We start from the raw sequence: 25,761 nt of genomic DNA, 5'->3' as shown, positions 1-25,761 counted from the left end.
AAGGAATGTTCTTTATATTTTTACCTTTATGAAACTACATTTTTTATCAAAGCCATTTATAGGTATATTTGCTCTATTAATGGTGCTTAGCGGTTGCAATGCTACACAGTCAGATAGAGATTATAAATACTCACCAACAGCTAACCCTCTTAACAAGGTAGTGCATGCACAGTCAGAAGCCTTGAAACAAAACAAACTGTTACTTGTAGTGTTAGGTGCACAGTGGTGTCACGACAGTACTGGCCTAGCAAAACGGTTCTCTTCAAGTGAAATGCAGCGTATTTTAACACCCCATTATGAAACGGTGTTCATTGATGTAGGCATGCTTGAAGACCGCCGAAATATTACCGAACGATTTAACTACCCAATTTACTATGCAACACCAACGGTCATGATTGTGGACCCATCAAGCAGTGCATTGCTTAACAGAGCCAGCATGGATATATGGGGCAGAGCAGACAGCATTCCACTAGCGCAGTATGTTGATTACTTTTCAGTATTTGCCAATATGAGCGAGAAACAAAAGGCACCAATGATAGCGTGGCAAAGTACACCGCAAGAAGCCCAATATTACGCTGAGCAGGCGTTGCGACTGCAAGAGGCTTATGATGCTCTAAACCCAATGCTATTGCGCGATATTAACGGCGATACGCCAGATGGCTTTTACAAACTGTGGAAAGAGACCAAAGCGTTTAGAACTGAACTACAAGAAACAATGACAAAGCGCGCTGCGCTTACGCTTGAAATGAAAGGAGATGGTAGTGACGAAGCGAAAGCTGCTCCAGCGCTAAGACACTACCATCCTTTTTCTTGGGAGGCTAACGAAGGTTAGCTTGCACCTGTTACTGCCGCGCGATTGCCTTGCTTTGGTGCTCTGCGCGGCGAGCCTGCTTTAACGTTGTTACTTTGAGCAGGCTTTCCATTCTGCCTGCTTTTATTTTTCTCATTGTACTTATTGCCATTCGCCGAGTGGCTAGCGTTAGCTTTGTTCGCTGGTCTGCGCCTTTTGTTTGATGGCTTATGAGCTCGCGAACCACCATTTTCGCTGCCTTCCTGCTTATTTTTATGCTTATTATCGCCCTTAACATCGCGTTTTCCGTTGTCTGATGTCGCTTTTGGCTTCTTTGGCTTTTTAGGCTTCTTTGGCTTTGAAAGCGTTGTAGGCGGCACAGCTTGCTGTGGCTCGAAACCTTCTAATACCTCTCTGGGCAACAACTTTTGAATAAGTGTTTCGATGTCCTTAAGATTTTGCAGCTCTTCTGCGCAAACGAATGACCACGCTTGGCCTGTTGCCCCTGCTCTTCCTGTTCGCCCTATACGGTGAACATAATCTGCAGCGGTATTTGGAAGGTCAAGGTTAACAACAATGGGCAGCTCGCTGATATCAATTCCACGCGCAGCAATGTCGGTAGCTACCAACACTTTAATGTCGCCGCTTTTAAATTCCGCTAGCGCTTTGGTGCGCGCACCCTGGCTTTTATTGCCATGAATTGCTGCACTTGGAATTTTTGAGCGCGACAGTTTTTCAGCAATTCGGTTGGCACCGTGCTTGGTGCGGCTGAATACCAACACCTGCTCCCACTTTTTCTGCTTAATTAAGCATATAAGCGCGGTGGTTTTTTTCGACTTATCAATAGTCACTAAATGCTGCTCTACCGCATCCACCGTTGTATTAGCTGGAGCCGTTGAAATACTAACTGGGTCTTGCGTAAGCGTTTTAGCAAGCGCCGTAATGTCAGGTGAAAATGTTGCTGAAAACAGCAAGCTCTGTCTTTTTTCCGGGAGCAGTTTCAGTACACGTTTTATGTCGTGAATAAAGCCCATGTCCAACATTCTGTCAGCTTCGTCTAAAACCAGCACTTCAAGCTGGTCGAACTTAACCGCGTTTTGCTGATGCAGGTCTAACAACCTACCCGGCGTGGCGATCAGCACATCAATGCCCTTTCTCAACGCCATCATTTGCGGGTTAATACCTACACCGCCAAATACAACCGCTGTTTTAAGCGGCAAGAACTCAGCGAAAGCACGTATGCTTTCTTCTACTTGTGCAGCAAGTTCACGCGTAGGTGTAAGTATTAGCGCTCTTACGTTATTTCCTCGTACTTTAGGTCCATCCATTAGACGCTGCAAAATAGGTAAACCAAAACCCGCTGTTTTACCGGTTCCGGTTTGTGCTGCAGCCAGCACATCTTTTCCTGCCAATACTTCAGGTATTGCCTTCTCTTGAATAGGTGAAGGGGTTGTAAAGCCGCGTTTTTCGATGGCTTGTAACAAGGGTTTTGCTAACCCAAGTTGGTCAAATGACATTCAATGACTCCTAATGTAGGCACGTAGCCTAAAATACATGATCACCAACTAATAGATGTCGGTAACACAAATACGCTGTGATAATTTAGATTATTGAGAAAGTGTGGAGATACGTTGTTGCAGATAATGCAAACTTAGTTGTTATTGATTTGGGAATGGAACGTACTTTTTACTCTTATCAATTTGCGCGAATACTACCATTATAGACCTCGCACCACCAGCATATAATTTAACCAACCTCGTAATTAAGGTGTAACGTAAAGTCTATCTATAAGACTACTTACCTACAGCTTCACAGTCTTTACCACTGTAGCAGCGTGGTTTTCTTGTAAGTATTCCATTAATCCAAGCAGGCTCAAAGGGCGCGCAAACCGATATCCTTGCATAGCTGTTGCGCCAATCTCTTTGGCAAATTCAACTTGTTCTTCAGTTTCTAACCCTTCAATGGTGCAAGGCATATCTAGAAACCGACAAAGCCCAACCACATTTTTAATAATTAAAGCTCGCCGTTTACTTTGATCGTCGTGCAGCGGAAAGTCAGGCAACAAAGAGCGGTCTAATTTTATTGCGTCATAGGTTTCGTTGGCGAGTTCGGAAATGCACGAAAAACCCGTACCAAAATCGTCTATGGATATCGTCATACCTAATGACTTGAGCGCCGACAATGATTTTCTGGCCTTAGCACTTTGTAACGTAGATTCTGTAATTTCCAATACAAGTTTACGTGGCTGAATATTGTGAATTGTGATGCATTCCTCAAATATGTCTATCACTGATTCATTTTGCAGTTGTACCGCCGACATATTTAAATTTATTTTAATCTCACCAAACCCCCATTGTTCCAAGGTTTTAAACGCCATACACACTTCTTCCAGCATCAGCCTACCGACTTCATGAATGTATTTTGTACGTTCGGCGATTGGGATAAATTTATCAGGTCGGATAGTTCCTTTATCAGGCAAATGCCAGCGAGCAAGAGCTTCCACAGACAATACGCTTCCATCAGCCGCAACAATGGGTTGAAATAATGCGGTGATATGTTTATTGGCTATTGCGGCACCAAGCCCTTGTTGAATGAACAGCCTGTACTCAATATCTTTAGAAAGGCTCTCGTGAAAACGAACAATACTATTCTTTCCATACTGTTTGGCTGAGTACATTGCTATATCAGCATTTTTGAGTAACTCACTTGCAGACATACTATCAGTTGCAGTAGCAACACCAATGCTAGCAGAAATTTGAAATGCGCCAGATGACGTACTAAACGAACTGGAAAATACATCAGTGATACGTTCAGTTATAAGGGCAATTTCATTGCTACATGTTGTTTTTGTTACAACAACAAATTCATCTCCGCCGAATCGTATTACAGTATCCTCTTCTCTTACTGCGGTCTTAAATCGACTTGCACACCCACGAAGAATTTCGTCGCCGACATCATGACCATGTGTATCGTTTATTAATTTAAATTCGTCAATATCGATAAATATAATGGAGCAAGGCTCGAAGGATTCTGTAAACTCTTCAACAATGCGACTTAGGTAATTGCGATTTCCAGCCCCTGTTAATGCATCAGTAAAGGCCAAATATTTAAGCTGGCTTTCCGACGATTTTAACTCGGTTACATCGGTTAAAATGGCGACAAAATGTTCTTTGTTATCAGCTACAGAAAAAGCCGAAGTAGACATAACAATATGTCGTCTTACGTTATATTGATCCACAATCGTAATGTCAGTTCGTAACCCATCAACAAGATAGTTAGGTCTATTGTCTTTCTTTCTTGATAGAGGAAAGACGCTATAAATGTGACAACCGATTATTTGTTCGTCTTGTTTATCAAGCATTTCACAGAACGCGCTATTAACCTTTATAACGGTTCCTGTGTGGTCGTATACGAGAACCCCCTCTTTGATTTCACTTACAATCTTATCTGCTATGCCCAAGCTCGATTGCGCACTTCTTAACTCTGTTACATCCTGAATAGCCCCCACCTGCACTTCATCTTTTGTTAACGTAACGTCTGATAAAACGACTTGGAACCACTGTCGCTCTCTACCTTCTAAATCAAGCTGCAATACAGAACGAAACTGATGTTTATTTGCTATTGAGTATTGTAGTTCCGATAGGTCTCGGCTAGGGAATAACGCGATAAAATCGTCTAACGCCATTGTTTGAGGAAAATTAAGGAGGTTATCTACGTTTTTAATAACAACCGAGTGGGATGCTTTATCCACTTCTAAAATACTCAACTTCGCGACTTCAGAAGCTAGCGTTAGGCGTTTGTTAGAGCTCGCTAATTCTTGCTCAATACGCTTGCGTTCAAGCGCAATCTGGACTGCTGTTTTTAAAGATATCTCTCCAAAGGGTTTTATTAAATAGCCATAAGGCGAAATAGAAAGTGCGTTTGAAATGGTGTTTTCGTCAGTATAAGCCGTTGTGAATACAATAGGTAGATTGTGCTTTTTTATTATAGATTTAGCGACATCTATGCCCGATTCAGCGCCACCCAAGTTTATGTCCATCAAAATAAGTTCTGGTGAGCTTGCGTTGAGTATGGATTCAATTTGGGTGGGCTCATTAGCTATCCCCACCACATCCATACCAAACCGTTTAAGAAGTCGGCTAGTGTTCATTGCCTCTACTAACTGATCTTCAATAATAAGTATTTGGGGCTTTTTATCCTTTTTCGCCATCATTACGCCTCAAACCCAAGATTTCTGATTTCATTTTCTAAAAGTTCAGTATCCACGGGTTTTGTTAACACGGTGATATCTTCCAACGCATGAGGAAACGCCATGGCTGCACCATATCCAGTGATGAAGAAAAACGGTACTCCACGCTTTTTCAAATCCTCACCTAGCTGAAAGGAATTTTCATTCCCTAAATGTACATCAAGAAACAGCATTGAAGGGTCGCGCTGAGCTAGCGCAGCTCTCGCTGACCCAACATCACCAAAAATTTCTACATTTTTAAACCCGACACTTTTCAGCTTTTTTTGTAAATCTAAAGAGATAAGCAAATTGTCTTCTACGATAAACGCCGACGCTGTTTTTCTACGTTCACTCAAAGGCATTACCGACGACTTTGTGACTGATAAAGAAGACACATCGTCCTCATCAGAGCTAACACCAAGTTCAACATGCTTTTTAGGGATCGTAAATCGCGCTTTTAAGCCTGAAATGTCTGGGAACAATTCTGTTTTGCCACCCAGTTCATGAGGAATAACAGATTTAATTACCGTCATTCCAAACCCTTCACTCGCCATTTCCGCCACCGGCGGGCCGCCTTTTTCCTCCCACTCAATCACGCAGCCTTTTTCTTCATCGAGAGACCAAGTAATGGCAACACGGCCATCGTTGCTAGTCGCACTCAATGCACCATATTTGGCTGCGTTGGTAATCATTTCGTGAAACACTAAAACAACCGGCGTGACAGCATAGGCCGTTATTGAAATATCTGGCCCAGCTATCTTGAACGCTGACTCATTGACCATGTAAGCCTTAAGTTCATTGTGTAGTAACTTTCTAAAGCTAATACTTTTCCACGAGGCATGTGTTAGCTGATCATGGCCTAGTGCCAATGCAGATACTCTTGCTGATAGCGAGTTAACAAACGTATCGATGTCATTTTTTGTTTGTGATGTTTGCCCCACTATGGCACTGACCAAATTAAGAATATTTCTAACTCTATGATTGAGTTCGCCAATGAGTAACTCTAAACGCTTTTTGGCCTCACGTTGTATTGTCTCTTTTTCGTGTAGATGCTTGATCGTTAGTTCCATTACCCCAAGCCTAATTGACTTTGCTCTCTCCATGTCTAAATCTGTCCATGAAATAGATTTTGTTGCGTTAACTTCTATCCATTTGTCAAAGCTTGCACGCGGCGTCAGTATGCTTTCATGTCCGCGCTTTTCCACACGCTTTTCCGGATTTCCAGCCCACATCACTTTTTGAGTAATAGATTTGCGGTACAGAAAAATATAATCCATTGGCGAGGATGATATTTTTATAGCTAGTACACCAGCAACTTCACTGTCAGAAAGCGCCTCATCGGCAGCCATTAAGTTATCTAAACGGTGCACTTCTGCATCGGGGTACTTTGAAAGATGCTCGGTGAGCTTTTTGACTTTTTTATGACTAAGTGCAGCACCATTTTTTGCATACTCATCACTGAAACAACACCCTATTCCGTCAATATCAATAAGTCCTTTTAACAATTCTAGCTGTTCTACTATTGCATTCGCTAATGACTGTCCTAGCGCAAGATTACTCAATATTGTCGTGAAGGTACTCGTTGCCTTTTCGCTTACACGAATACGCTCTTGTATTAGTCTATTCGAAAGTTCTAATGAAAATATTTCACTAAAAAGCTCTAACTGCGAAAGTAGCCGCACTGAAACAATTTTGTCTGAATTATGGTGACATGCAATGAGCCCCCATAATTCCCCTTCAATAATGATTGAAATAGACATGGATGCACCCACTCCCATATTCTGTAAATATTGAATATGGACAGGGGAAACGGCGCGCAACTTGGACTGTGATAAATCAAGGGCAGGTGCATTATCGTCGTGAGATAATAAGGGAGACGTTTTGGCATGCACACTAGCGATAGTTCTAGTTAACGTACGTTTGTATAACGCTCTCGCTTGTTTTGGAATGTCAGAAGCGGGGTATCTCAAACCCAAAAATGGCGCCATGTCTGCATTTTTAGCCTCAGCAACGACCTCACCTGCACCATCTGATAAAAACTGATAGAGCATGACCCTGTCAAAACCAGTCGCAAACTTTAAAGCTTCCACTATTCCATCGTAAAGCAGCTGGATGCCTTTCAACTGAGAAATCTGATTCATTAGTGCTGATAGCACATTGTCATAACTTGCAGTAGCAGCTTCTGGTTCAAACTCAATAACCACAGTACCCCCTACTGAATGTACCGTAATATCGAACTTACCAGTTGCGCCTTTTAAGGTTCGTGCGTCTAAGTGGCAAGGCTTGCCAATAATAACAGACTGATGCTGCGCACCTCGAATGGCGTGAGCTAGCTCTTTACCTCCCCATTCCCATAAGTTTTCACCAAGCAATTGCGAAGCGTTTACGCCAAGAAAGTCGCCAACATTTTCTGATATATGGGAAACAATGCCTTCTGTGCTTACAGCGATGAGAAAGCCGTAATGTTGCACATGCTCTAGTAAATGGATGGGTTCATCGTCACACTGACGCACTAGCGTGTTTATGTCACTCGAATCTCTTTGCATTGATCTCGCCTATTAGAGATGGAGCCCTCTATAGAATAGCGAGCCACTGGTCATAAACCTTAAAAAAATGTCGAAAGATAACTCGCTAGATGCGGTTGTCATTAAAAGTGTAGACTAGTTTGTAGATAACACCTCACTTTCATTAAAAGAATCTTATATTCTTAAAATTCTGGTAGCCTTAAAAGAAATAGAAGTCTTTGACGAAGTGTTAAAACCGCAACAATGGTGTTTCCACAAACTGTTTTTATTTTTATCAAAACGACAAAAAAAGTAGGGTTAACAAACCTAGCATGTTTCTGAGTCCTAAAAGAGATAGCTCGCTAAACACTCAATAAAATCATATATATCAAAGTTTTAAATCATTTTAAAAAGACGCTGGCACAGTCAGAAATAACAAATAACGAACTTTGTCGAGCGACGCAAGGTCGCAAAATCATCAAAACTATGACATGTTGATGTTGTGGATGTTAAAAACCACTTTACCTACACCACGTTAAAGGATAAAAACCGCGCAGTATTTAATTACCACAGCACTGTGGTTTAGCAATGAAGAAGAAAACATGAATGTTGATAGTTTGACTACGCACTTTGAAGAAAAGTGGTCGCTGGTAAAAGCATCTGTGATGTCTGACAGCTTTATGATTCAGCTCGCAACCATCGCAGTGATTTACTGCGTTGCTTTTATACTCGCAAGGCAAGTGAAAAAACCATTTAAATTTACCCGTGAAGCACCTGAACATGGAGCGCATACTTTACATGGCTTTATGTTCAAATTGGGTGAGGCATTGTTTCCGCTAATTACTATTAGCATGTTGAAACTTACCACAGTGCTTGGCGAACAGTTTCAGTTCGACGCTTGGTTACTAGAAATAGCTGTTGTCGTTGCTTTACTGCTTTTCGTAAACTCGCTTATTCATGGTTTTGTAGAAAACAGAACCATAGCAACGTTCATGCGCTGGCTTGGCCTACCCATATTGTTTTTACACCTAGTAGGTATCTTACCGCTAATCACCTCTACCCTAGAATCTATTGCCATCTCGGTTGGAAATGTAGAAATTTCGGCGTATGGCGTTACCCGTGTACTGTTATTTGGCGCACTACTTTTCTACTTGGGAAGAAGCTCTAATGCCATTGGCCAAGATATCATCCGCAACCATAAGTCGTTGGACGTATCTACCAAAGAAGTGTTTGCAAAGCTGTTCGAAGTAGCCCTGTTCTGCGTGGTATTCCTGTTACTGCTGAATGTTATGGGTATAAACCTTACTGCATTGGCCGTGTTTGGTGGTGCTGTAGGCGTTGGTTTAGGTTTGGGTTTACAGTCGATAGCGTCAAACTTCATTTCTGGCATCATCATTTTATTAGATAAGTCGCTAACGGTAGGTGACTATGTTGAGTTAGAAGATGGTCAGAAGGGCATCGTGCGCGAATTTAAGATGCGTTACGCTGTATTAGAAACTTACGACGGTAAAGACGTACTGGTTCCTAATGAGAAATTTATCAGCTCACTGCTAATAAACTGGACCCATAAAAACCAGAAACAGCGTTATCGCATTGACTTTTCCGTGGCCTATAAAACTGATATTCGTTCCATGGTTGAAATTGTGAAAGAGGCTGTTGGTCAGCACCCTCAAGTAATTAATGGTGACGACGTTCCCTTTGAAGAACGCCCAGACTGCGAGATTGATAGCTTTGGCGACTCGGGTGTAAATATGTTTGTCGAATTCTGGATGGAAGGCGTAGATGACGGTAAAAACCGCGTAGGTGGCGATTTACTACTCATCGTTTTTGAAACACTTCGCGAACATAACATTGAAATTCCGTTCCCGCAGCGTGAAGTACGAGTGATCAATGAACAAGACATTGGTATTCGTAACACTACACCATAGATAATACGTTTGAACTATAGAAAATGCTTCGCGCTCGGCTTAAAACCTCGCGCGAAGCACATCCCAGCTCCATTCTGGTGCGCTTAACCCACACATCAAAAGAAACTTCTGATAATCAGACTTTCCCATTGCGGTGGCGACGGTTTTAAGCTGCGACTTCGCGCGTATTGCTTTCACCTGCAGCAGCTCTAAACGTTTATCAGCACTTTCATCAAAGTTGTCATTAATAATCAAGCTGGCCTTATTAGTAGCTTCACACGCTGTAATAACATAACCCAGTAGCTTCACATACACCGACACCATCTGTTTCTTTTCAAACACAGTTTCAAATGGCGAGCCTGCCAGCATTTGCTGAAAGCTTGCGTGTGTTTCGTCGACTATCAAGGTGTTCAGCTCTAGTAACGTATCTAGCATAGTCTGTAGCAGGCGCTTGTGAGTGTCACCGTATAATGCAGTGTCACTTAAATCGTTAATGTCTTCACTTAGTATTTCTAAGTTAACCAACGCGCGCTGTAGCCTTGCCATTACCACTGTGCCTGTATTTTGTGCATTAATGCGTCAGTGTACCTAATCCCCCCTTGCAATGCGACGCTTCACTTGCTTATAAGCGTGCACAAAAAACGGGGCAACAAGCCCCGTTTTTAATCGCCTAAGTTACTTATTTAACCACTGGCGCATTTCTACATACCTTACAAACTGCGCGAGTCTACTTCTTAGACAACGACGCAGTTAGGTCATGGCGTAAGTCGAAACGGTCAAGCGTCATTACTTTTGTCCACGCATCAACAAAGTCTTCAACAAAACGTTGTTTTGCGTTGTCGTAAGCGTACACTTCCGCTACTGCACGTAATTCACTGTTTGAACCAAACACCAAATCAACAGGAGTACCTGTGTATTTCACTTCACCGGTTTTACGGTTTACACCTTCGTAAACAGAAGGGTCGTCCGTTTTTCTCCACTTAGTGCCCATGTCTAACAAGTTAACGAAAAAGTCGTTGCTCAATGTATTCACGTTATCAGTAAATACACCATGAGTAGTGCCGTTTGCATTTGCACCCAGTGAACGCATACCACCAAGCAACACCGTCATTTCCGGCACCGTAAGGTTAAGCTGGTCGGCTTTATCTACTAACATATCGGTCGGTGAACGATAGCTTGCTTGCGCATTGTAGTAGTTTCTAAAGGCGTCAGCTGATGGTTCTAACAACGAGAAAGAAGTTACATCAGTCTGCTCTTGAGTTGCATCGGTACGCCCAGGCTTAACCGGCACAGTTACTTTTACGCCGGCATCTGCAGCAGCTTTTTCAATTGCAGCAGCACCACCAATTACAATAAGGTCTGCCAACGACACTTTCTTTTTAGAGAACATGCGAGAATTGTATTCTTCTTGCACTTCCTTAAGTTTCGCCACTACTTCTTTAACAGTGTCTGGTTCGTTTACTTCCCAGCCCATTTGAGGCTGAAGTGCAATGCGTGCTCCGTTCGCACCACCGCGCATGTCTGATGCTCTAAAGCTTGATGCCGACGCCCACGCTGTTTTAACAAGCTGCTGAACCGTCAAACCAGTGTCTAAAATGTCTGACTTCAACTTTTTCACATCTTTGTCAGAAATCATTTTGTAGTCGGCTTCAGGCACAGGATCCTGCCAAATGAAATTCTCTTCTGGAATATCGTTACCCAAGTAACGTGCCTTTGGCCCCATATCTCTGTGCGTAAGCTTGAACCATGCTTTCGCAAATGCAGTTTGGTATTCTTTTGGATCGGCTAGGAAGCGCTCAGCGATTTTGCGATATTCAGGGTCGTATTTAAGCGCCAAGTCCGCGGTTGTCATTACCGGCGGGTTCTTTTTACCTTCTACGTGAGCATCAGGCACCGACTGGTGTAACGACTCGTCAGTTGGGATCCACTGGATAGCGCCGGCAGGACTACGCGTTTGCTTCCACTCGAAGCCCAATAGGTTTTGTAGATACAAGCTAGTCCATTTAGTGGGCAGCTGTGTCCAAGCACCCTCAAGACCACTGGTAACAGTATCTTCAGCATTGCCTTTGCCGCAGTTGTTTTTCCAACCTAAACCTTGCTCTTCAAGGCCTGCTGCGCCAGGTTCGCCTTCAAGACAGTCTGAAGGTTTGTGTGCACCGTGCATTTTGCCAAACGTGTGACCACCTGCAATTAGCGCAACAGTTTCTTCATCATTCATCGCCATACGACCGAATGCAATGCGGATGTTCTTTGCTGAACCCATAGGGTCTGGCTTACCTTTGGGACCTTCTGGGTTTACGTAAATCAAACCCATATGCGTTGCACCAAGTGGACGCTGAAGCTTGCCATCTCGCTCTTCGCGATCGCTGGCTAGCATTTCAACTTCAGGGCCCCAATATACCAGGTCCGGCTCCCAATCATCGGTACGGCCACCAGCAAAGCCGTAAGTATCAAAACCCATGTTTTCCATACCTACGGTGCCCGCTAAAATCATAAGGTCGCCCCATGACAAACTCTCACCGTACTTTTGCTTAATTGGCCATAACAAACGGCGTGCCTTGTCTAAGTTACCATTGTCGGGCCAGCTATTAAGAGGATCGAAACGCATCTGACCGCCGTCACCACCGCCGCGACCATCAAGCGTACGGTAGGTACCAGCAGCATGCCAAGAAAGACGAATAAAGAAAGGACCATAGTTACCAAAGTCGGCGGGCCACCAGTCTTGCGACGTCGTTAATAATTCATTGATATCGCTTTTTACTTGGTCAAGGTCTAGCTTTGAAAACGCTTTTGCATAGCTAAAATTTTCGCCTAAAGGGTTAGAGCGTTTGTCGTGATCGCGCAGTGGTGAAAGGTCTAACTGATCAGGCCACCAGAATTGGTTACTTTTGGCTTGGAATGCCTTTGTCATTCCCATGCCTTTTGCGCCAGCAGGCTTACTTATTTGATCGTTAGCCATTGCACCTGTGGCGCACAAAGAAAGCGCAACGAGTGCAGAAACTGTTGTTCTTTTAAACCTTCTTGTCATCATATTCATTTCCCGTTCTACATTGTTTAGACAATAAAAAGTGATTCACACCCTTTTTATTAACATTCTATTTACCTAATACATTTAAGAAGATAGTCAGTGCAGCGATTAAATGACAGATAATAAAATGGATTCTGCTGATTGAATTTTTCAATTAAAAAAAAGACATTCTCTTTCAATGATTTAGTATGAAGATCACAGTGCGCCTAAAACCGTGAAGCTATTTCACACGCTGTGAAATGTTTTCGAGTGACGTATGAGGCAGTGAACAATCACCCGCTATAAATTGTGCAAAAGTAAATCAAATTTAATCAAAGTAAGAAAAAATTTCATGACTTACGCTGACATTTTGAAAGTTTTACGGTGGCATGACGTTTGAAATACCTATAAGGAATTTTGTCGTATTAGCTTCACTACGAAGCCAATGGATTGATTAATAGCGAATGAGGAAAACATCATGAAAAAATTACTTGGAACAGTAAGTTATCTAAGTGCCATTGCATCTATCAGCGTAATGGCCTCTTTTGGTGCACACGCTCAAAGTGCTCAAGTAGAAGCAAAAACAAGTGGCTTCTATGTTGGTGGTAATTATGGATACTTGCGTGTAGAGGGCGAAGATGACTTCGACGATGATAAAGATGTTTGGCAAGGTATTGCTGGTTACAAATTCAATGAATGGATAGCTATTGAAGGTAGTTATATTGACTTTGGCGACTACGGTAGTGATTTAGCTGGCGCAGAGACTGACGGTTATACAGCAGCGGTAAAAGGTATATTACCGCTTACTGAACGATTTTCACTTTACGCTAAATTAGGTCAACTATGGTCAGAAACGGAATACAACTTAGGTGGTTTCAGCCAGGAAAATGATGATGAAAGTTTATTTGTAGGTGCAGGTTTAAGTTATGCCATTACCAGCAACTTTTTAGTTAATGCTGAATATACGGTTTACGACACTGAACTTGATGCTGACGAAGCATTTGACGACATTGACGATACCGATTTTGAAACGGATTTAAAGCAAGCAAGTATCGGTGTTGAATACCGTTTCTAACAACAAGTGAAGAACTGAGAAAAACGCAGCGATAAGCTGCGTTTTTTGGTTTTACCTACTTTTTATTTTTACCCATCAATACGTTGTATTAACTGCGCTAGCTCTTCAATTTTTGCCACCGTTGTTTTTACAAGGTTATCAATTTCGTTCGATGAAGCTTGTGAGTTTCCGGCTAACGTTCTTACCTCATCGGCAACCACTGCGAACCCTCTGCCCATTTCACCAGCTCTCGCCGCTTCAATAGCCGCGTTAAGTGCCAACAGATTGGTTTGTTCCGAAATAGAGTTAATAGTACCTACTATGGTACTTATAGTTTGACTGGTAGTGAGCAATTCCTGCATAGCGCCTTGAGTGTCATTTACTGCTCGTTTTCTCGATGATACATTGATTGCAAAAAAGACATACCGAGTGATACTTCCGGTAAAGTTTTTCAGTGCACAAATACGAGAATCGAACGCTAAATACGTACCGTTGGCTTCAAATTCGAGTATTTTCGACACGAAGCCCTGCCCTTCCAGTGCACTCTTATCTTCAGGTGTAAGTCTCGACATGACTTCTTGCGCAAAGGTTTTCGATTCATATACGCCTTTCAAGGTATCTCTTAATAATTTATTCGCTTCAATGACTTCACCATTTGGCTTCGTCTCTAGCAACACTAAAGCCTCACCAATAGCTTTTAATTTGTTGGTAAAATCTAATGCCATTTGTTTGACACGGGTAATGTCGGCCTGTACCGCTATGAAATTAACAAGCTGCCCATCATTGAAAACAGGATTAATAGACAGTGACGTCCAATAGGGAACGCCGTCTTTTCGGTAGTTAAGTATTTCATCGTAAAACGCATCTCGGTTTTTCAGTTTCTGACGAATAACATCAACGGTTCGTTGGTCGGTTTCTTCCCCTTGCAAAAATGAACCTGGCTTGCGACCTTTCACCTCATCAAATTCATAACCGGTTAATCGCGTAAACCCGTTGTTTACATATTCAATTAACCCGTCGGCGTCTGTAATAATTACTGCGTTATCGGTTTCGTTAGCAACCAAAGAGAGCACCCTTTGCATCTCTCGCTGCTCTACTTCTTCGGTCACGTCTTTAATAAATGCGGTATATAACGTACGGTCTGCTAAGCGAACTTTGGAAAGCGACAGCCTTCCCCACAGCGACCCTCCATCTTTGCGCTCAACTTTAACTTCACGGCTAGTGCCAACAATTTTGTCATGCCCAGTTTCCCTATTGGCATTTACAAAGTTGTCGTGATTTGCCTGAATGGCTTGAGGCACAAGCATTTTTACGTTTTGCCCAATTACCTCTGAGCGTTCGTAGCCCCATAGCTTTTCAGCAGAAGCATTGAACAAGGTCACATTATTGTTTTCATCAATACAAACAACAGCATCTAACGCTTGCTCTAGCGTTTGCTCCACGATTTCTCGTGCCTCGCGCTCTTCTGTTACATCGCGAACAAATGCGGTGTAGTGCTTTTTCCCACCAACAATGACCTGCGACAAGGCAAGTTGAACCCAAATACGATCGCCGTTTTTAGTTTCTAATTCGACTTCTCTTGCGCTACCTACTATTTTGTTTATGTTGGTATTTCGATGTGTATTCACATAACTGTCGTGATTAGCTCGATGTTCGTGGGGCACCAACATTTTTATGTTCTTACCAATTACCTCATTAGGTGTATATCCCCATAGATTTTGTGCAGCTTGGTTATAAAACGTGACATTGTTATTCTCATCAATTGTGACAACAGCCAGAATTGACTGTGATAGTGCTTGTTCTGCTGCATTTTCTCGGGAAAAGAAACCCATTGTTACTCACCTGTTTTTACAAGATAAATCTTTATATAGAAGAAAATTTGCATATTCGCCAGCTTGAATTAATACGAAAGACTAATAGTGAAAAAATTACAAAAATTACTAGCCTCCAAACAGTCTGACAGCCCGCTTAAAAAAAATTAAACATTAAATTCAGTACCTTAAGATAATCCAAGCAATTGGAACATTTTCTGCAACTACTTTGTATTCGCCATTTTACCGGTATTACAAGGCTACTGTTATGAATTCTAAGCATTCTATTTTTGAACCAGGTCAAAATTGTTGGGTTGAAAGTAAAGCCCGTTTTTCGGCGCCACTCATAGACTGCGGGAATTACTACAAAGCCCTTCAGAGTGCCATTGTTAACGCCTCTCATAGCATTTTTATAGTGGGATGGGACATTGATAGCCGTATTCGATTGCTTCGCGGTCAAGATGAAAAAACCAGTGAAGCGCCCAGCGTTATAAGCGACTTACTGGCATGGAAAGCGGAGCAAAATCCAGATATTAAAATTTATCTTTTACGTTGGGATTCGTCGCTAGCATTTTTTGCTCAACGAGAGATGTGGGCAAAAGAGGTATGGGAAGAGAAAACCCCTGACAACGTAGAAACTGAGTTAGACGACACGATTCCAATGGGTGGAAGTCAGCATCAGAAAATTGTAGTAGTAGATGATGAAGTAGTTTTTTCCGGTGGTATGGACGTGTCGACGAATCGCTGGGATACCCGAGACCATCCGGTACTATCTGAAGAACGCAACGGCCCTGACGGTGAATACGGCCCACTACACGATGTACAAATGGTATCAAGTGGTGCTGTAGTTGAGCACTTCGCAAAACTGGTAAGGTGGAGATGGCAGCGCGTTGCCCAATCCACACCACTAGACATCAGAGAAAATGTAGACTACAGCGACGGAGCACAACTGCCAAAAGCGTGGCCTGAAGATTACCCACCACTATTTGAGAATGTGTCGTGTGCACTAGCGCGCACTATCCCTTTTATGGACGATGTTGAGCCCGCGCAGGAAGTACGCCATATGCTCATCGACCTCATAAGTGAAGCTGAATCGTTTATCTTTATTGAAAATCAGTTTACTACACGCCAAGAGATTGCTGAGGCGCTCAACAAACAACTTAAACTCAAACCTGATTTGAACGTTGTCATCGTGAGTTCATACGAACCCAAAGGCAAGTTTGAGTGCGAGGCTTTTTGGGCCAGTAGAATAGAGTTCAAGGCCATACTTGAAAACGGCATCGAGCCCGATAGAGTGCGCCTCACGTATTCATCAGTAGAAGACATAAAAGGCAGAAAAGCTTACAAGCGTATTCACTCAAAGGTAATGACCATTGACGATAAATATCTTGTTATTGGTTCATCAAACTTAAGTAATCGCTCAATGACATTAGATACCGAAATCGACACTGTACTTTTTGGCAATACGGCAAAAAACAGGGAAAAAATAGCGCAGGTAAGAAATGACTTGCTTGCTGAACACACAGGAAGAGCGCTAGATGACATGCCTGCTCTCTTTGAACATTCCAACCCTGTGAAGGCGCTTCTAGAAAACCAATTAGCACATGGCTATGTGCTAAATGAAGTGCGTGACGAAGAATTTACCGAGCATTCGGTTGAGAATGTGTTTAGGACACTTTCAGATCCAGAAGAGCCTCTGATGTCTGTTCCCACAATGGGAGGCTCGGCAATACCTGCGCGAAACCCAAGGCGTAGAAGCGTTATGATCATGATAGGCATTACTATCATCGCTATTCTAGGTGGTTTGATGTATTGGGCTAGTCAATCTATCGAATGGTTAAGCTCCGAGAACATCAGTGCGTTCTTGGAAAAAAGTAGAGGTACGTATTTCGCTTTACCAACCGTACTTTTAGTGTACGTAGTCGGCGGTTTACTCTTCTTTCCTGTAACGGTGTTGTCACTTGCTGTTGCCGCCATTTTCGGCCCTATTTGGGGCCCTATATACGGTATGTTGGGCGCACTTGTAAGTTCGGCTCTTTTATTTGTAATAGGTAAAATCTCTGGAAACGCGGGTTTAAGAAAGATAGGCGGCCCAAAAGTTGCCGCGGTAGATGAAAAGTTAAAGCGAAGTGGTATTGTGGGCGTTGCTGCGATACGAATGCTGCCTATCGCGCCGTTTAGTTTAGTTAATTTGGTTGCTGGTATCTCTTCTATCGGTATTGTGCAGTTTTTGGTGGGCACATTTTTAGGAATGTTCCCCCCTATGATTGCAAAAGGCCTTGTGGGCGATTCAATTGCGCAAATTTGGAAAAACCCATCAGTTGAGACTATCAGCTACCTAGCCATTGGAATTCTGGTCTGGGCCCTGATGATATGGGGTTCTCAAAAATTTGCTCGTTACTATCAAATGCGTAAAGAGGCACAGCAAGGCAACATGCCCACAAACGACACAAATAACGCATCGAGTAGTGTTAAAAACAGTGAAGCAGACGAATGTGCCGCGTAATCTCGTACAACATTCACAGCGGCGTTGGGCGAGATAAGAAGCAAGACTATAAACGTATCGGCGAGTTTCTTGTCGAGCAACGTGCTGACATAGTGCTTTTACAAGAGATGGACACTCGCCCGGCGCATCGCTCTATTGATAAAGACATCAAAGATATTTGCGCTAACAATACGTATAAGTTAACGGCTTCTCCGGCTCTTTTTGAAGAAAGCGGTTGGTACGGCAATGCCGTGCTATCGCGGTTTGACGTAATATCACATGATACCTTTAAGATAGGGCATCCCAATCGGCAGCCAAGAAACTTTCAAATAGTTAAACTGCTGACCGACCAAGGTCCTCTTACTGTTTTAAATACCCATTTTGGATTAAAACGCTGGGAGCGCAGAAAACAACTCACAGCGTTATTTAGTCATGTAAAAAAACAGCTTCAAGCTAACCAAACACCGCTATTGCTGGCTGGCGACTTTAATGAATGGCAGTTAGGGTCAGGTTTATTCAAGCCACTGAATAAACTGTTAAATCAACAAGCATTCGGCGCTACCTTCCCAAGTGTGTTCCCGCTATTTTCATTAGACCGCGCTTGGCTAACCTCCGAAATAACGATATTGCAGGCCAAAAAAATCAATACTCAACAAACAAAAAACCTGTCTGATCATCTACCGATACTTATTGATTTCGAATTGCCCAACTAAACTTTTAAGTGGAAAACAAAGGAAAATTGCCCTCCGCGAAATACAGCATAAAGTCGAATACGCACAATTGTCGCTTTTGTCATATACTGAAAATTAGCTAACATTTTACTAACACTGTTCACATAACGATAAATTGTTGCAGTAACGCGAAAGTTGCACATACTTTATCAAGAAGAGCTGTGTCCCCTGCAGAATTTTGGAGGAGTTTTATGTCGATATCAGTATTAGTCGCTGATGACTCTAAGCTATCAAGGCGAAGCGTTATTCGCTCATTACCACAAGATTTAGACTATGACATCACAGAAGCAACTAACGGAAAAGAAGCGATAGAAGCGCTTAAAAGCGGCTTTTTTTCGCTGCTATTACTTGATTTAACCATGCCCGAAGTAGACGGCGTTGGTGTACTTGAGTACCTCCACGAACAGCAAGAAAAACCGAATGTTATAGTTATTAGCGCAGACTTCCAGCCGGAAAAGCAAAAAATAGTGATGGCTTTGGGCGCGAAGCGCTTTCTGCGTAAACCATTGGACAAAGAAGAGCTAGCAATGGCGTTATTTGAACTGGGGATGTTATGAGCATTGAACTTCCTTTAAACGAAGAGCAGAGAGACGCGCTCCAGGAACTGCTGAATATTTCCATGGGGCAAGCCGCCAATTCTCTAGCTCAACTTATCGAAACAAAAATTGATATTTCTATTCCAAAAATTTCCGCTGTTACGCCTACTGAGCTCTATAGCTTGCTGTTTGAAACTCAGAATGCTTTATACACGCGACAGTCTTTTCTTGGTGATGTTCACGGTGAGGTAATGTCTGTTTTGTCTCGTCGTGGTTTGGTTGAAGTAGCAACCCTTATGGATTACGACGAACCCTTGAGCAAAGAAGACACGCAGGAGATTATTTTAGAACTTTGTAATATTCTGGCTGGCGCATGCCTTGCTGGGCTTTCAGAACAGTTAGAACTTACCACTAACTTAAATATGCCCACACTCTTTCAACCCGATAAAACGAATTTTGACGAGCTTCAATGGCAGCATAGCTTAGTGATGGAGGTGCAGTTTGTCATTACCGTTTCGTCGTTCAGCATGCGCGTTGTTTTTTGCTTAGACGATGAATCGTTAAAAAGAATGAAGAACACATTAGATGAGCTGCTGGGCTAATGTTTGAGCAGTTAGTAGATAAGCTCCCCGTAGGAATTGGTATTGTTGATGAGAGCTTTAATGTGGTTTATTTGAATGAATTTTTTTTGGATAGGCTACCACAAGAACTGCGTAACGATTTTAAACAGAAACCCATAACCATTCTTTTTCACGGACAAGAAAAGTTCTTGAAACGCCGATTAAAATCGGTGTTTGTTTTACAGCATCCCAGCTTTAGCTATTGGGAGCAGCGCCCCCATATTTTCCCATTTAAAAGCTCGCGTCCCATTACAGGCGAAGAGACACAGATGTATCAAAATATGGAAATACTACCCATTAAAGATAAAAAATCAGGCGACAGATTTGCGTGTATTTTTTTACAAGATGTTACTGCACAGGCAAGCTACTTCCGAACTCAGCAGAAGCTATCGGAGGCGTTGAAAAAAGAACATGCTGCACAAGTTAAACTTATCCGGAAATTAGATCAAGCACAAAGCCAACTTATCCAAGCAGAAAAAATGGCGTCTACAGGACAGCTTGCTGCGGGCATCGCCCACGAAATTAATAATCCTATTGGTTTTGTTGCGGCTAATTTAGATACGCTTAGCCAGTATGCAACGCACCTTATAGCGATTTGCAACGGTGTACACGAGCGTTTAGACGACTTAAATGAAGATATTAAAGACCAGCTTGAAGCGCTGTACAGCACTCATCACTACGCATTGTTAAAAGAAGACATTGCAGAGCTTATTGAAGAGTCGAGTGATGGCCTAGCAAGGGTAAAAGATATTGTTCAAAATTTGAAAAGCTTTTCCTTGCAAACCGCGGAAGGTATCCAAACTATAGAGGTCTGCACACTGTGTAACCAGCTAATATCTTTGATTTCTGCTCAATATGGTAAACCCCAGTACAAGTTTGATTGCGCCCTAGAAAAAATTGAAATAATGGGCGACCCTGGTCCGCTAAAGCAAGCTTTAATGAACGTGATGATCAATGCGGCACAAGCCATCAATGATAAAGGCTTCATTAAGTTAACTGTTATTGAAAAAGGCGATACTGTTGTATTTAAAATTCTCGACAGCGGATGCGGAATTCCCCAGAACAATTTAAAACGGATATTTGAGCCCTTCTTCACAACCAAGCCAGAGGGCCAAGGACAAGGATTGGGGTTATCAGTGGCTTACACTGCAATTGAAAAGCACCATGGGAAAATTAGTATTAGTAGCAAAGAAGGAAAAGGTACAGTCGTCGAGATTACGATCCCTAAATTCATCACGTCAACGCAGTCTGTTGAAGAGGATTTAGCAGACGCTGAGTAATCAAGCAATCTACACTTTTTTGCTGATTCACTGGCTAAAAAGGAATAGTAGTTATAGTGTCGCCGTTAACTCACACAGTATTCATACACCCCTAATGCATTTTCTGTACGCAACAGTTTGTCGTTATTTATTAAGTAATTTACGTGTGACATACATTCAGCAACAGCAAATACCATGCTTCTGCTGTTTAACTCTCGTTTAAAAAGCACCGGTAATAATGACGTTATCGTTTGAGGCGTTTTACAAGTATCAAGTAGCGCAGACAGATGATGTTGATGATGCGCTACAAGCTCGTCTACACGTTCATGTAGCCCAATAAATGGAAGCTTATGTGCTGGTAAAACTACAGTGTCGCTGGGCAGTGCTTTAAACTGAGGAAGCGTATCTAAATAGTCTGCCAGTGTATTCGCATCTGGCTCTGTAGAATAAGCGCCAATATTAGGCGTAATAATTGGCAGTACGTGATCGCCCGAAATTAAAACGTTTTTACTGGCGTTGTATAAGCACGCGTGTTCTGGAGAGTGACCTCGCCCTATTATTATTTCCCATTGTTCAGAGCCAAAGCGTAACTTCATATTGTGTTTTAGGCGCGTGTAGCTTACCGGTAGAGGTGAAACAACGCTGCTAAACCCCTTTGTACCGCCTGAGGTTAATTGTGTTATTAAATCGCTATCTAACCCAGCTCTGTGGTAATAACGCTTGTCTCTCTCGTTCGGCGCACCGTTCTGACCAGCGCTAAAAGCACGAGCTGTAAAATATTCAGTTTGAGACATGTAAAACGGCACATCGAACCTATCGGCAATCCAGCCTGCAAGACCAACATGATCTGGGTGCAAATGTGTTACCAGCACACCAGAAATGGGAGCATCCAACTGTTCAAATATTTTATCCCACAAGGCCTTAGTTGCATTAGTACCTAAACCTGTGTCGACAACAATCCAGCCTTTATCATCACGTATCAGATAGAGGTTAATATGATCTAATTCAAAAGGCAGTGGCATTGTTAGCCACAATACACCGTCTGTTATTTCAACCAGCTCACCTGGTGCCACCTGTTTGTCGAATAAATAGTGCATTAGTATCCTGCCTTTCAACTTTAACGTGCTACAAAGCTACAAGTTGTAGCAATGCTTTGTATGACGTTTGACGAAAATAAGCTGTGTGATATTAGTCGAATCACGATAAACACAGGTGAAGTTAAAAACAAACGCATCTGCCGAATACAGATCTATAGGAGTGGGTGATAGCAAAGGGTATACTGCTCTCAATCAAGCAATAATATGAGCTGAATGAGTTAACTTTTTAAACTATGTCTGAAAAGGTTCTTCAACGTGGATTTATATTGAATAAAAACACTTTCACCCAGCAAGGGAAAGTGTTCGTTGAACTATGGGTAAAAACCGACATAGGAACAATTAGACTTGTATCTACGCCTCAACAGCCAACATGCTTCATCGCCACATCGGAGCTAAACCGTTTACAAGCCAACAAAGAACTCGTTGTCAGTAAACTTACCTTTTCTAATGATGGCTTTAGCACACTAGAACAGCTACCAGTTACAACAGTAAAGACCCAAACCGAAGCACAAATGCATCAATTACGGCAGTTATGTCAGGGCCTTAACATAACGCTATATGAGGCTGATGTGAGGGTAGCAGAGCGTTATCTGATGGAACGTTTTGTTTATGGTGCTGTAGAGTTTCTAGTACCTAGCACAATGGAAAGTAGTTCCAACGAAAATCATGTTGTAAACAATGCACAGATACGCCCTACTCATTATCGAACGACATTTTCAGCGTTGAGTATCGACATTGAGTGTAATGAAAATGAAGATCTGTTTAGCGTTGCACTAGCAGGTGAAAATTTACATGACGTTATTTTGGTTCGTCCAAGCTCATTTAACGGAAAAGAAATAAAGCCAAGGAATGAAACAGCTTACACACTCACGGTTGTAGAGAACGAGAAAGCCCTCTTAACAGCGTTCTTTGAAAAAGTAACTCAGTACGATCCAGACATTTTGCTTGGCTGGAACGTGAAGCAGTTTGATATGGCTGTTATCGCAAGACGTGCAAAAGCCAATAATCTGAAGTTTACTTTAGGGCGACACAGCCGAGAAGCCAGTGTAAGAGAGTGGGAAGATCAAACACTCGTAGATGTTCCTGGAAGATGCGTCATCGACGGCATTGAGTCTCTTAAAACAATGACGTACCAGTTTGAAACTTTTTCGCTCGACCATGTTGCAGAGCAACTGTTGGGAGAAAATAAGCTAATACAAGACACCGATAAGCTAAGCGCCATTAAAAGCCTATATCAGGACAATCCTGTAGCACTTGCTGATTACAACTATAAAGACACCGTGTTGGTAAATAGCATTCAGGAGAAAACACAGTTCATCGACTTCCTCGCCCTTCGCAGCACCCTTACTGGTTTAGATTTAAGTAGACCAGGTGGCTCAGTGGCAGCGTTTTTAAATGTGTATTTACCAAAGCTTCATCGCTACTCCTATGTTGCAGGTGTACGACCTGAAAATGGCGGCCTAGCTAGCCCTGGTGGCTATGTAATGCGGTCGCAGCCGGGCTTGTATAAAGATGTATTAGTACTCGACTTTAAAAGCCTTTATCCATCTATTATAAGAACATTCAAGATTGATCCTTTAGGTCTCGCTGAAGGCTTAAAAGCGCCTGAGACGGCAATTGAAGGGTTTAAAGGCGCCATGTTTAGTAGAGAACAACATTTTCTGCCTGACATCATTGAAAGCCTTTGGAGACAGAGAGATGAGGCTAAGCGTCAGAAAGATGGGCCTCGCTCTCAGGCTATCAAAATTCTTATGAATTCATTTTATGGCGTACTGGGAAGCGGGGGTTGCCCCTTCTACGATCCACGTCTGGCAAGCTCTATTACTTTACGCGGTCATGAGATTATGCAAACCACCGCAACGTGGATAGAGGCACTAGGTTACACGGTTATTTATGGCGATACAGACTCGACCTTTGTCCACGTTGAAGGCAATGACAGGCTAGGCTGCCCAAAAGAAACAGGCAAGAAGTTAGCCTCTTATATAAATGAAAAGTGGGAGGCGCACTTACGAGAACATTTTGATATCACATGTCATCTTGAAATTGAATTTGAGTCACACTTTTCCACTTTCTTTATGCCAACCATACGAGGTTCATCGGAAGGAAGTAAAAAACGATATGCAGGCTTAAAAAGCAATATTGTTGATGGAAAAGAAAATAGCACCCTTATATTTAAAGGCCTTGAGAATGTGCGTTCTGATTGGACCGACTTAGCAAAAACGTTTCAATACACGCTGTACCAGAAGGTTTTTAATAAAGAGCCTGTAGATGACTATATACAAAGCATTTTAGACGACATTCGTCAGGGAAAGGCAGATGAACAGCTTGTTTATAAAAAACGACTAAGAAAGCCTTTGTCGTCGTATGTTAAATCCATTCCTCCTCATATTAAGGCTGCCAGACTTGCTGATGCATTACATGAAGAAAGAGGGCAACCGTTACGTTATCAGCGAAATACAACAATTCGCTATGTAATAACCGTTCAGGGCCCACAAACCACAGATATGGTGGCCGCTCCACTTGATTATGAACATTACATTGATAAGCAAATAAAACCCATCGCCGATAGCATTCTACCTTTAATTGGCGCTGACTTTGAACGATTAACTAATCAACAGCTTAACTTGTTCTAATACTGCTTACTTCGTATGAATTTCTTTCAATTGCTGTGTCGTTCTAACACTTAGAATTAAAACGCCTTCTGTACTAAAACAGTTTAACTCACTGTTTATCAGACACTTAACCCACTGGCATGACAAATGAATAATAGTAAATGAATGGCAATAGTTTTTCATTGCTCACATTTTCGTAAATAGAAGGATTTTCATTATGAAGACAACAAAACTAAGTTCTATTGTAGGTGCGGTACTAGCAGCAACAGTTTCAACTGTGGCGGTAGCAGGTCATCACGAGACTAAGATTGATACTAGCTTCAGTGCAATGGATGAAAACGGTGATGGTTTTATTGCAATGTCTGAGGTGGAAGGCACCATCGATTCAAAGACACTGGCTATGATGGACGCAGATGGCGATAACATGGTGAGCCGTAATGAATTTTCTGTGTTTGTTGATGAAAAGCCCTCTATGTTTAGCGACGAGATTATTACACAAGTGAAAACGTCTGGCACAACCGACTCTTCATTAATAAAGCGTGGCAACGTATCGTTAATAGGTAACACGGATGGCGAAATGATTGCGGAGAAAAACAAAGAACTTCGCACTGAAATGTCTGCATTGGCAGATGATAAGTTTACCAAGCTAGATACAAACAGTGACGGTAAGCTCACATCTACTGAGGTTGCAGCAGCCAAAGTAGAAGGCGACTTTAGTGCAATGGATGACAACGGTGATAAGGTAATTACAAGAATGGAATACCGTAGTTACTTTGAAGAAATTGAGTCTGAATAAGAGTAGATTAGACTCATTGATCTGTTAGCTAGCTTTGATTAAAAGCAATCGCTTTTGCATAAAACAAAAAACCCAGCTTTCGCTGGGTTCTTTGTTTTAGAATTAGGACCTGGCAGTGTCCTACTCTCACATGGGGAAACCCCACACTACCATCGGCGCTAATACGTTTCACTTCTAAGTTCGGAATGGAATTAGGTGGTACCGTATCGCTATGGCTGCCAGGAAAAACTGGTTTGCAGTAACGTTTACAGCGTAAAGCTGATACTTATCAACTTCACTAAATTCTGTTCGCACGTATACATAGAAATGTAACGGCTTCTATAT

General features: G+C 42.3%; 17 protein-coding genes and 1 rRNA gene. 10 read left to right on the top strand and 8 right to left on the bottom strand.

Annotated elements, in window-relative coordinates; translation table 11 throughout:
* Window positions 1–28 precede the first annotated feature (28 nt).
* Window positions 29–832 carry a thioredoxin family protein gene (locus V7R35_RS17380; RefSeq protein WP_334016148.1) on the top strand — a complete coding sequence of 268 codons (804 nt, stop codon included), beginning with the start codon at window positions 29–31 and terminating at the stop codon, window positions 830–832.
* Here V7R35_RS17380 and V7R35_RS17375 read toward each other — a convergent pair.
* The 3 genes from V7R35_RS17375 to V7R35_RS17365 all read right to left on the bottom strand — a co-directional run bounded on the left by V7R35_RS17375 (window position 829) and on the right by V7R35_RS17365 (window position 7,564).
* Entirely contained in the window at window positions 829–2,307 is a 1,479-nt protein-coding gene (locus V7R35_RS17375) for a DEAD/DEAH box helicase (RefSeq protein WP_334016147.1), read from the bottom strand. The genes V7R35_RS17380 and V7R35_RS17375 overlap by 4 nt on opposite strands.
* 284 nt (window positions 2,308–2,591) lie before the next feature.
* Window positions 2,592–5,003, bottom strand: a complete 2,412-nt coding sequence (locus V7R35_RS17370; RefSeq protein ID WP_334016146.1) for a two-component system response regulator — start codon at window positions 5,001–5,003, stop codon at window positions 2,592–2,594.
* Window positions 5,003–7,564, bottom strand: coding sequence for an HWE histidine kinase domain-containing protein (locus V7R35_RS17365; RefSeq protein WP_334016145.1), 2,562 nt, complete (start codon window positions 7,562–7,564; stop codon window positions 5,003–5,005). Before V7R35_RS17365 ends, V7R35_RS17370 begins: the two co-directional genes overlap by 1 nt.
* A gap of 560 nt (window positions 7,565–8,124) precedes the next feature.
* Between V7R35_RS17365 and V7R35_RS17360 the strand changes: the two genes are divergently transcribed.
* On the top strand, window positions 8,125–9,450 hold the full coding sequence (locus tag V7R35_RS17360) for a mechanosensitive ion channel family protein (RefSeq protein ID WP_334016144.1): 1,326 nt from the start codon (window positions 8,125–8,127) through the stop codon (window positions 9,448–9,450).
* A 39-nt stretch (window positions 9,451–9,489) separates the two neighbouring features.
* On the opposite strand, the gene V7R35_RS17355 is transcribed toward V7R35_RS17360, so the two are convergent.
* Both V7R35_RS17355 and katG read right to left on the bottom strand, forming a co-directional pair.
* Window positions 9,490–9,975 (bottom strand): hypothetical protein, encoded by a 486-nt coding sequence (locus V7R35_RS17355; protein ID WP_334016143.1) that lies wholly within the window; start codon window positions 9,973–9,975, stop codon window positions 9,490–9,492.
* A gap of 181 nt (window positions 9,976–10,156) precedes the next feature.
* Window positions 10,157–12,460, bottom strand: a complete 2,304-nt coding sequence (katG, locus tag V7R35_RS17350; RefSeq protein WP_334016142.1) for a catalase/peroxidase HPI — start codon at window positions 12,458–12,460, stop codon at window positions 10,157–10,159.
* Between the two features lie 454 nt (window positions 12,461–12,914).
* Here katG and V7R35_RS17345 point away from each other — a divergent pair, with 454 nt between their 5' ends.
* Window positions 12,915–13,511: a porin family protein gene (locus V7R35_RS17345; protein WP_334016141.1), complete on the top strand. Its 597-nt coding sequence runs from the start codon at window positions 12,915–12,917 to the stop codon at window positions 13,509–13,511.
* 68 nt (window positions 13,512–13,579) lie between these two features.
* On the opposite strand, the gene V7R35_RS17340 is transcribed toward V7R35_RS17345, so the two are convergent.
* Window positions 13,580–15,322, bottom strand: coding sequence for a PAS domain S-box protein (locus V7R35_RS17340; protein ID WP_334016140.1), 1,743 nt, complete (start codon window positions 15,320–15,322; stop codon window positions 13,580–13,582).
* A gap of 247 nt (window positions 15,323–15,569) precedes the next feature.
* Here V7R35_RS17340 and V7R35_RS17335 point away from each other — a divergent pair, with 247 nt between their 5' ends.
* The 5 genes from V7R35_RS17335 to V7R35_RS17315 all read left to right on the top strand — a co-directional run bounded on the left by V7R35_RS17335 (window position 15,570) and on the right by V7R35_RS17315 (window position 20,953).
* A complete protein-coding gene (locus V7R35_RS17335; RefSeq protein WP_334016139.1) occupies window positions 15,570–17,807 on the top strand; it encodes a VTT domain-containing protein in 2,238 nt (745 codons plus the stop codon).
* On the top strand, window positions 17,795–18,499 hold the full coding sequence (locus V7R35_RS17330) for an endonuclease/exonuclease/phosphatase family protein (protein WP_334016138.1): 705 nt from the start codon (window positions 17,795–17,797) through the stop codon (window positions 18,497–18,499). The genes V7R35_RS17335 and V7R35_RS17330 overlap by 13 nt, the downstream gene beginning before the upstream one ends.
* A 209-nt stretch (window positions 18,500–18,708) precedes the next feature.
* Window positions 18,709–19,074 (top strand): response regulator, encoded by a 366-nt coding sequence (locus V7R35_RS17325; RefSeq protein WP_334016137.1) that lies wholly within the window; start codon window positions 18,709–18,711, stop codon window positions 19,072–19,074.
* A complete protein-coding gene (locus tag V7R35_RS17320; protein WP_334016136.1) occupies window positions 19,071–19,655 on the top strand; it encodes a chemotaxis protein CheX in 585 nt (194 codons plus the stop codon). The genes V7R35_RS17325 and V7R35_RS17320 overlap by 4 nt, the downstream gene beginning before the upstream one ends.
* The gene (locus V7R35_RS17315) at window positions 19,655–20,953 is read left to right on the top strand and encodes a sensor histidine kinase (RefSeq protein ID WP_334016135.1); all 1,299 of its coding nucleotides are present in this window, start codon (window positions 19,655–19,657) and stop codon (window positions 20,951–20,953) included. Before V7R35_RS17320 ends, V7R35_RS17315 begins: the two co-directional genes overlap by 1 nt.
* Before the next feature lie 65 nt (window positions 20,954–21,018).
* Here the strand turns inward: V7R35_RS17315 and V7R35_RS17310 are convergent, their stop codons facing one another.
* Window positions 21,019–22,029 (bottom strand): MBL fold metallo-hydrolase, encoded by a 1,011-nt coding sequence (locus V7R35_RS17310; RefSeq protein ID WP_334016133.1) that lies wholly within the window; start codon window positions 22,027–22,029, stop codon window positions 21,019–21,021.
* Between the two features lie 233 nt (window positions 22,030–22,262).
* On the opposite strand from V7R35_RS17310, the gene V7R35_RS17305 reads away from it, so the two are divergent.
* Together V7R35_RS17305 and V7R35_RS17300 are read left to right on the top strand one after the other, a co-directional pair.
* Window positions 22,263–24,662, top strand: a complete 2,400-nt coding sequence (locus V7R35_RS17305) for a DNA polymerase II (protein ID WP_334016132.1) — start codon at window positions 22,263–22,265, stop codon at window positions 24,660–24,662.
* 196 nt (window positions 24,663–24,858) lie between these two features.
* Entirely contained in the window at window positions 24,859–25,437 is a 579-nt protein-coding gene (locus tag V7R35_RS17300; RefSeq protein ID WP_334016131.1) for a hypothetical protein, read from the top strand.
* Window positions 25,438–25,544: 107 nt separating this feature from the next.
* Here the strand turns inward: V7R35_RS17300 and rrf are convergent.
* Window positions 25,545–25,660: ribosomal RNA gene (rrf, locus tag V7R35_RS17295) — 5S ribosomal RNA — on the bottom strand.
* Window positions 25,661–25,761: the final 101 nt, after the last annotated feature.

Origin of the sequence: Alteromonas sp. S167, from assembly GCF_036864375.1 — a bacterium.
Taxonomy (GTDB): domain Bacteria; phylum Pseudomonadota; class Gammaproteobacteria; order Enterobacterales; family Alteromonadaceae; genus Alteromonas.
Note: the sequence above shows the minus strand (reverse complement) of the source record. Positions and strands in the feature narration are given on the sequence as shown.

Excerpts from the sequence above, each read along its gene's own strand:
- V7R35_RS17380 (WP_334016148.1), top strand. The coding sequence starts at position 29 with ATGAAACTACATTTTTTATCAAAGCCATTTATAGGTATATTTGCTCTA.
- V7R35_RS17375 (WP_334016147.1), bottom strand. The coding sequence starts at position 2,307 with ATGTCATTTGACCAACTTGGGTTAGCAAAACCCTTGTTACAAGCCATC.
- V7R35_RS17370 (WP_334016146.1), bottom strand. The coding sequence starts at position 5,003 with ATGATGGCGAAAAAGGATAAAAAGCCCCAAATACTTATTATTGAAGAT.
- V7R35_RS17365 (WP_334016145.1), bottom strand. The coding sequence starts at position 7,564 with ATGCAAAGAGATTCGAGTGACATAAACACGCTAGTGCGTCAGTGTGAC.
- V7R35_RS17360 (WP_334016144.1), top strand. The coding sequence starts at position 8,125 with ATGAATGTTGATAGTTTGACTACGCACTTTGAAGAAAAGTGGTCGCTG.
- V7R35_RS17355 (WP_334016143.1), bottom strand. The coding sequence starts at position 9,975 with ATGGCAAGGCTACAGCGCGCGTTGGTTAACTTAGAAATACTAAGTGAA.
- katG (WP_334016142.1), bottom strand. The coding sequence starts at position 12,460 with ATGATGACAAGAAGGTTTAAAAGAACAACAGTTTCTGCACTCGTTGCG.
- V7R35_RS17345 (WP_334016141.1), top strand. The coding sequence starts at position 12,915 with ATGAAAAAATTACTTGGAACAGTAAGTTATCTAAGTGCCATTGCATCT.
- V7R35_RS17340 (WP_334016140.1), bottom strand. The coding sequence starts at position 15,322 with ATGGGTTTCTTTTCCCGAGAAAATGCAGCAGAACAAGCACTATCACAG.
- V7R35_RS17335 (WP_334016139.1), top strand. The coding sequence starts at position 15,570 with ATGAATTCTAAGCATTCTATTTTTGAACCAGGTCAAAATTGTTGGGTT.
- V7R35_RS17330 (WP_334016138.1), top strand. The coding sequence starts at position 17,795 with ATGTGCCGCGTAATCTCGTACAACATTCACAGCGGCGTTGGGCGAGAT.
- V7R35_RS17325 (WP_334016137.1), top strand. The coding sequence starts at position 18,709 with ATGTCGATATCAGTATTAGTCGCTGATGACTCTAAGCTATCAAGGCGA.
- V7R35_RS17320 (WP_334016136.1), top strand. The coding sequence starts at position 19,071 with ATGAGCATTGAACTTCCTTTAAACGAAGAGCAGAGAGACGCGCTCCAG.
- V7R35_RS17315 (WP_334016135.1), top strand. The coding sequence starts at position 19,655 with ATGTTTGAGCAGTTAGTAGATAAGCTCCCCGTAGGAATTGGTATTGTT.
- V7R35_RS17310 (WP_334016133.1), bottom strand. The coding sequence starts at position 22,029 with ATGCACTATTTATTCGACAAACAGGTGGCACCAGGTGAGCTGGTTGAA.
- V7R35_RS17305 (WP_334016132.1), top strand. The coding sequence starts at position 22,263 with ATGTCTGAAAAGGTTCTTCAACGTGGATTTATATTGAATAAAAACACT.
- V7R35_RS17300 (WP_334016131.1), top strand. The coding sequence starts at position 24,859 with ATGAAGACAACAAAACTAAGTTCTATTGTAGGTGCGGTACTAGCAGCA.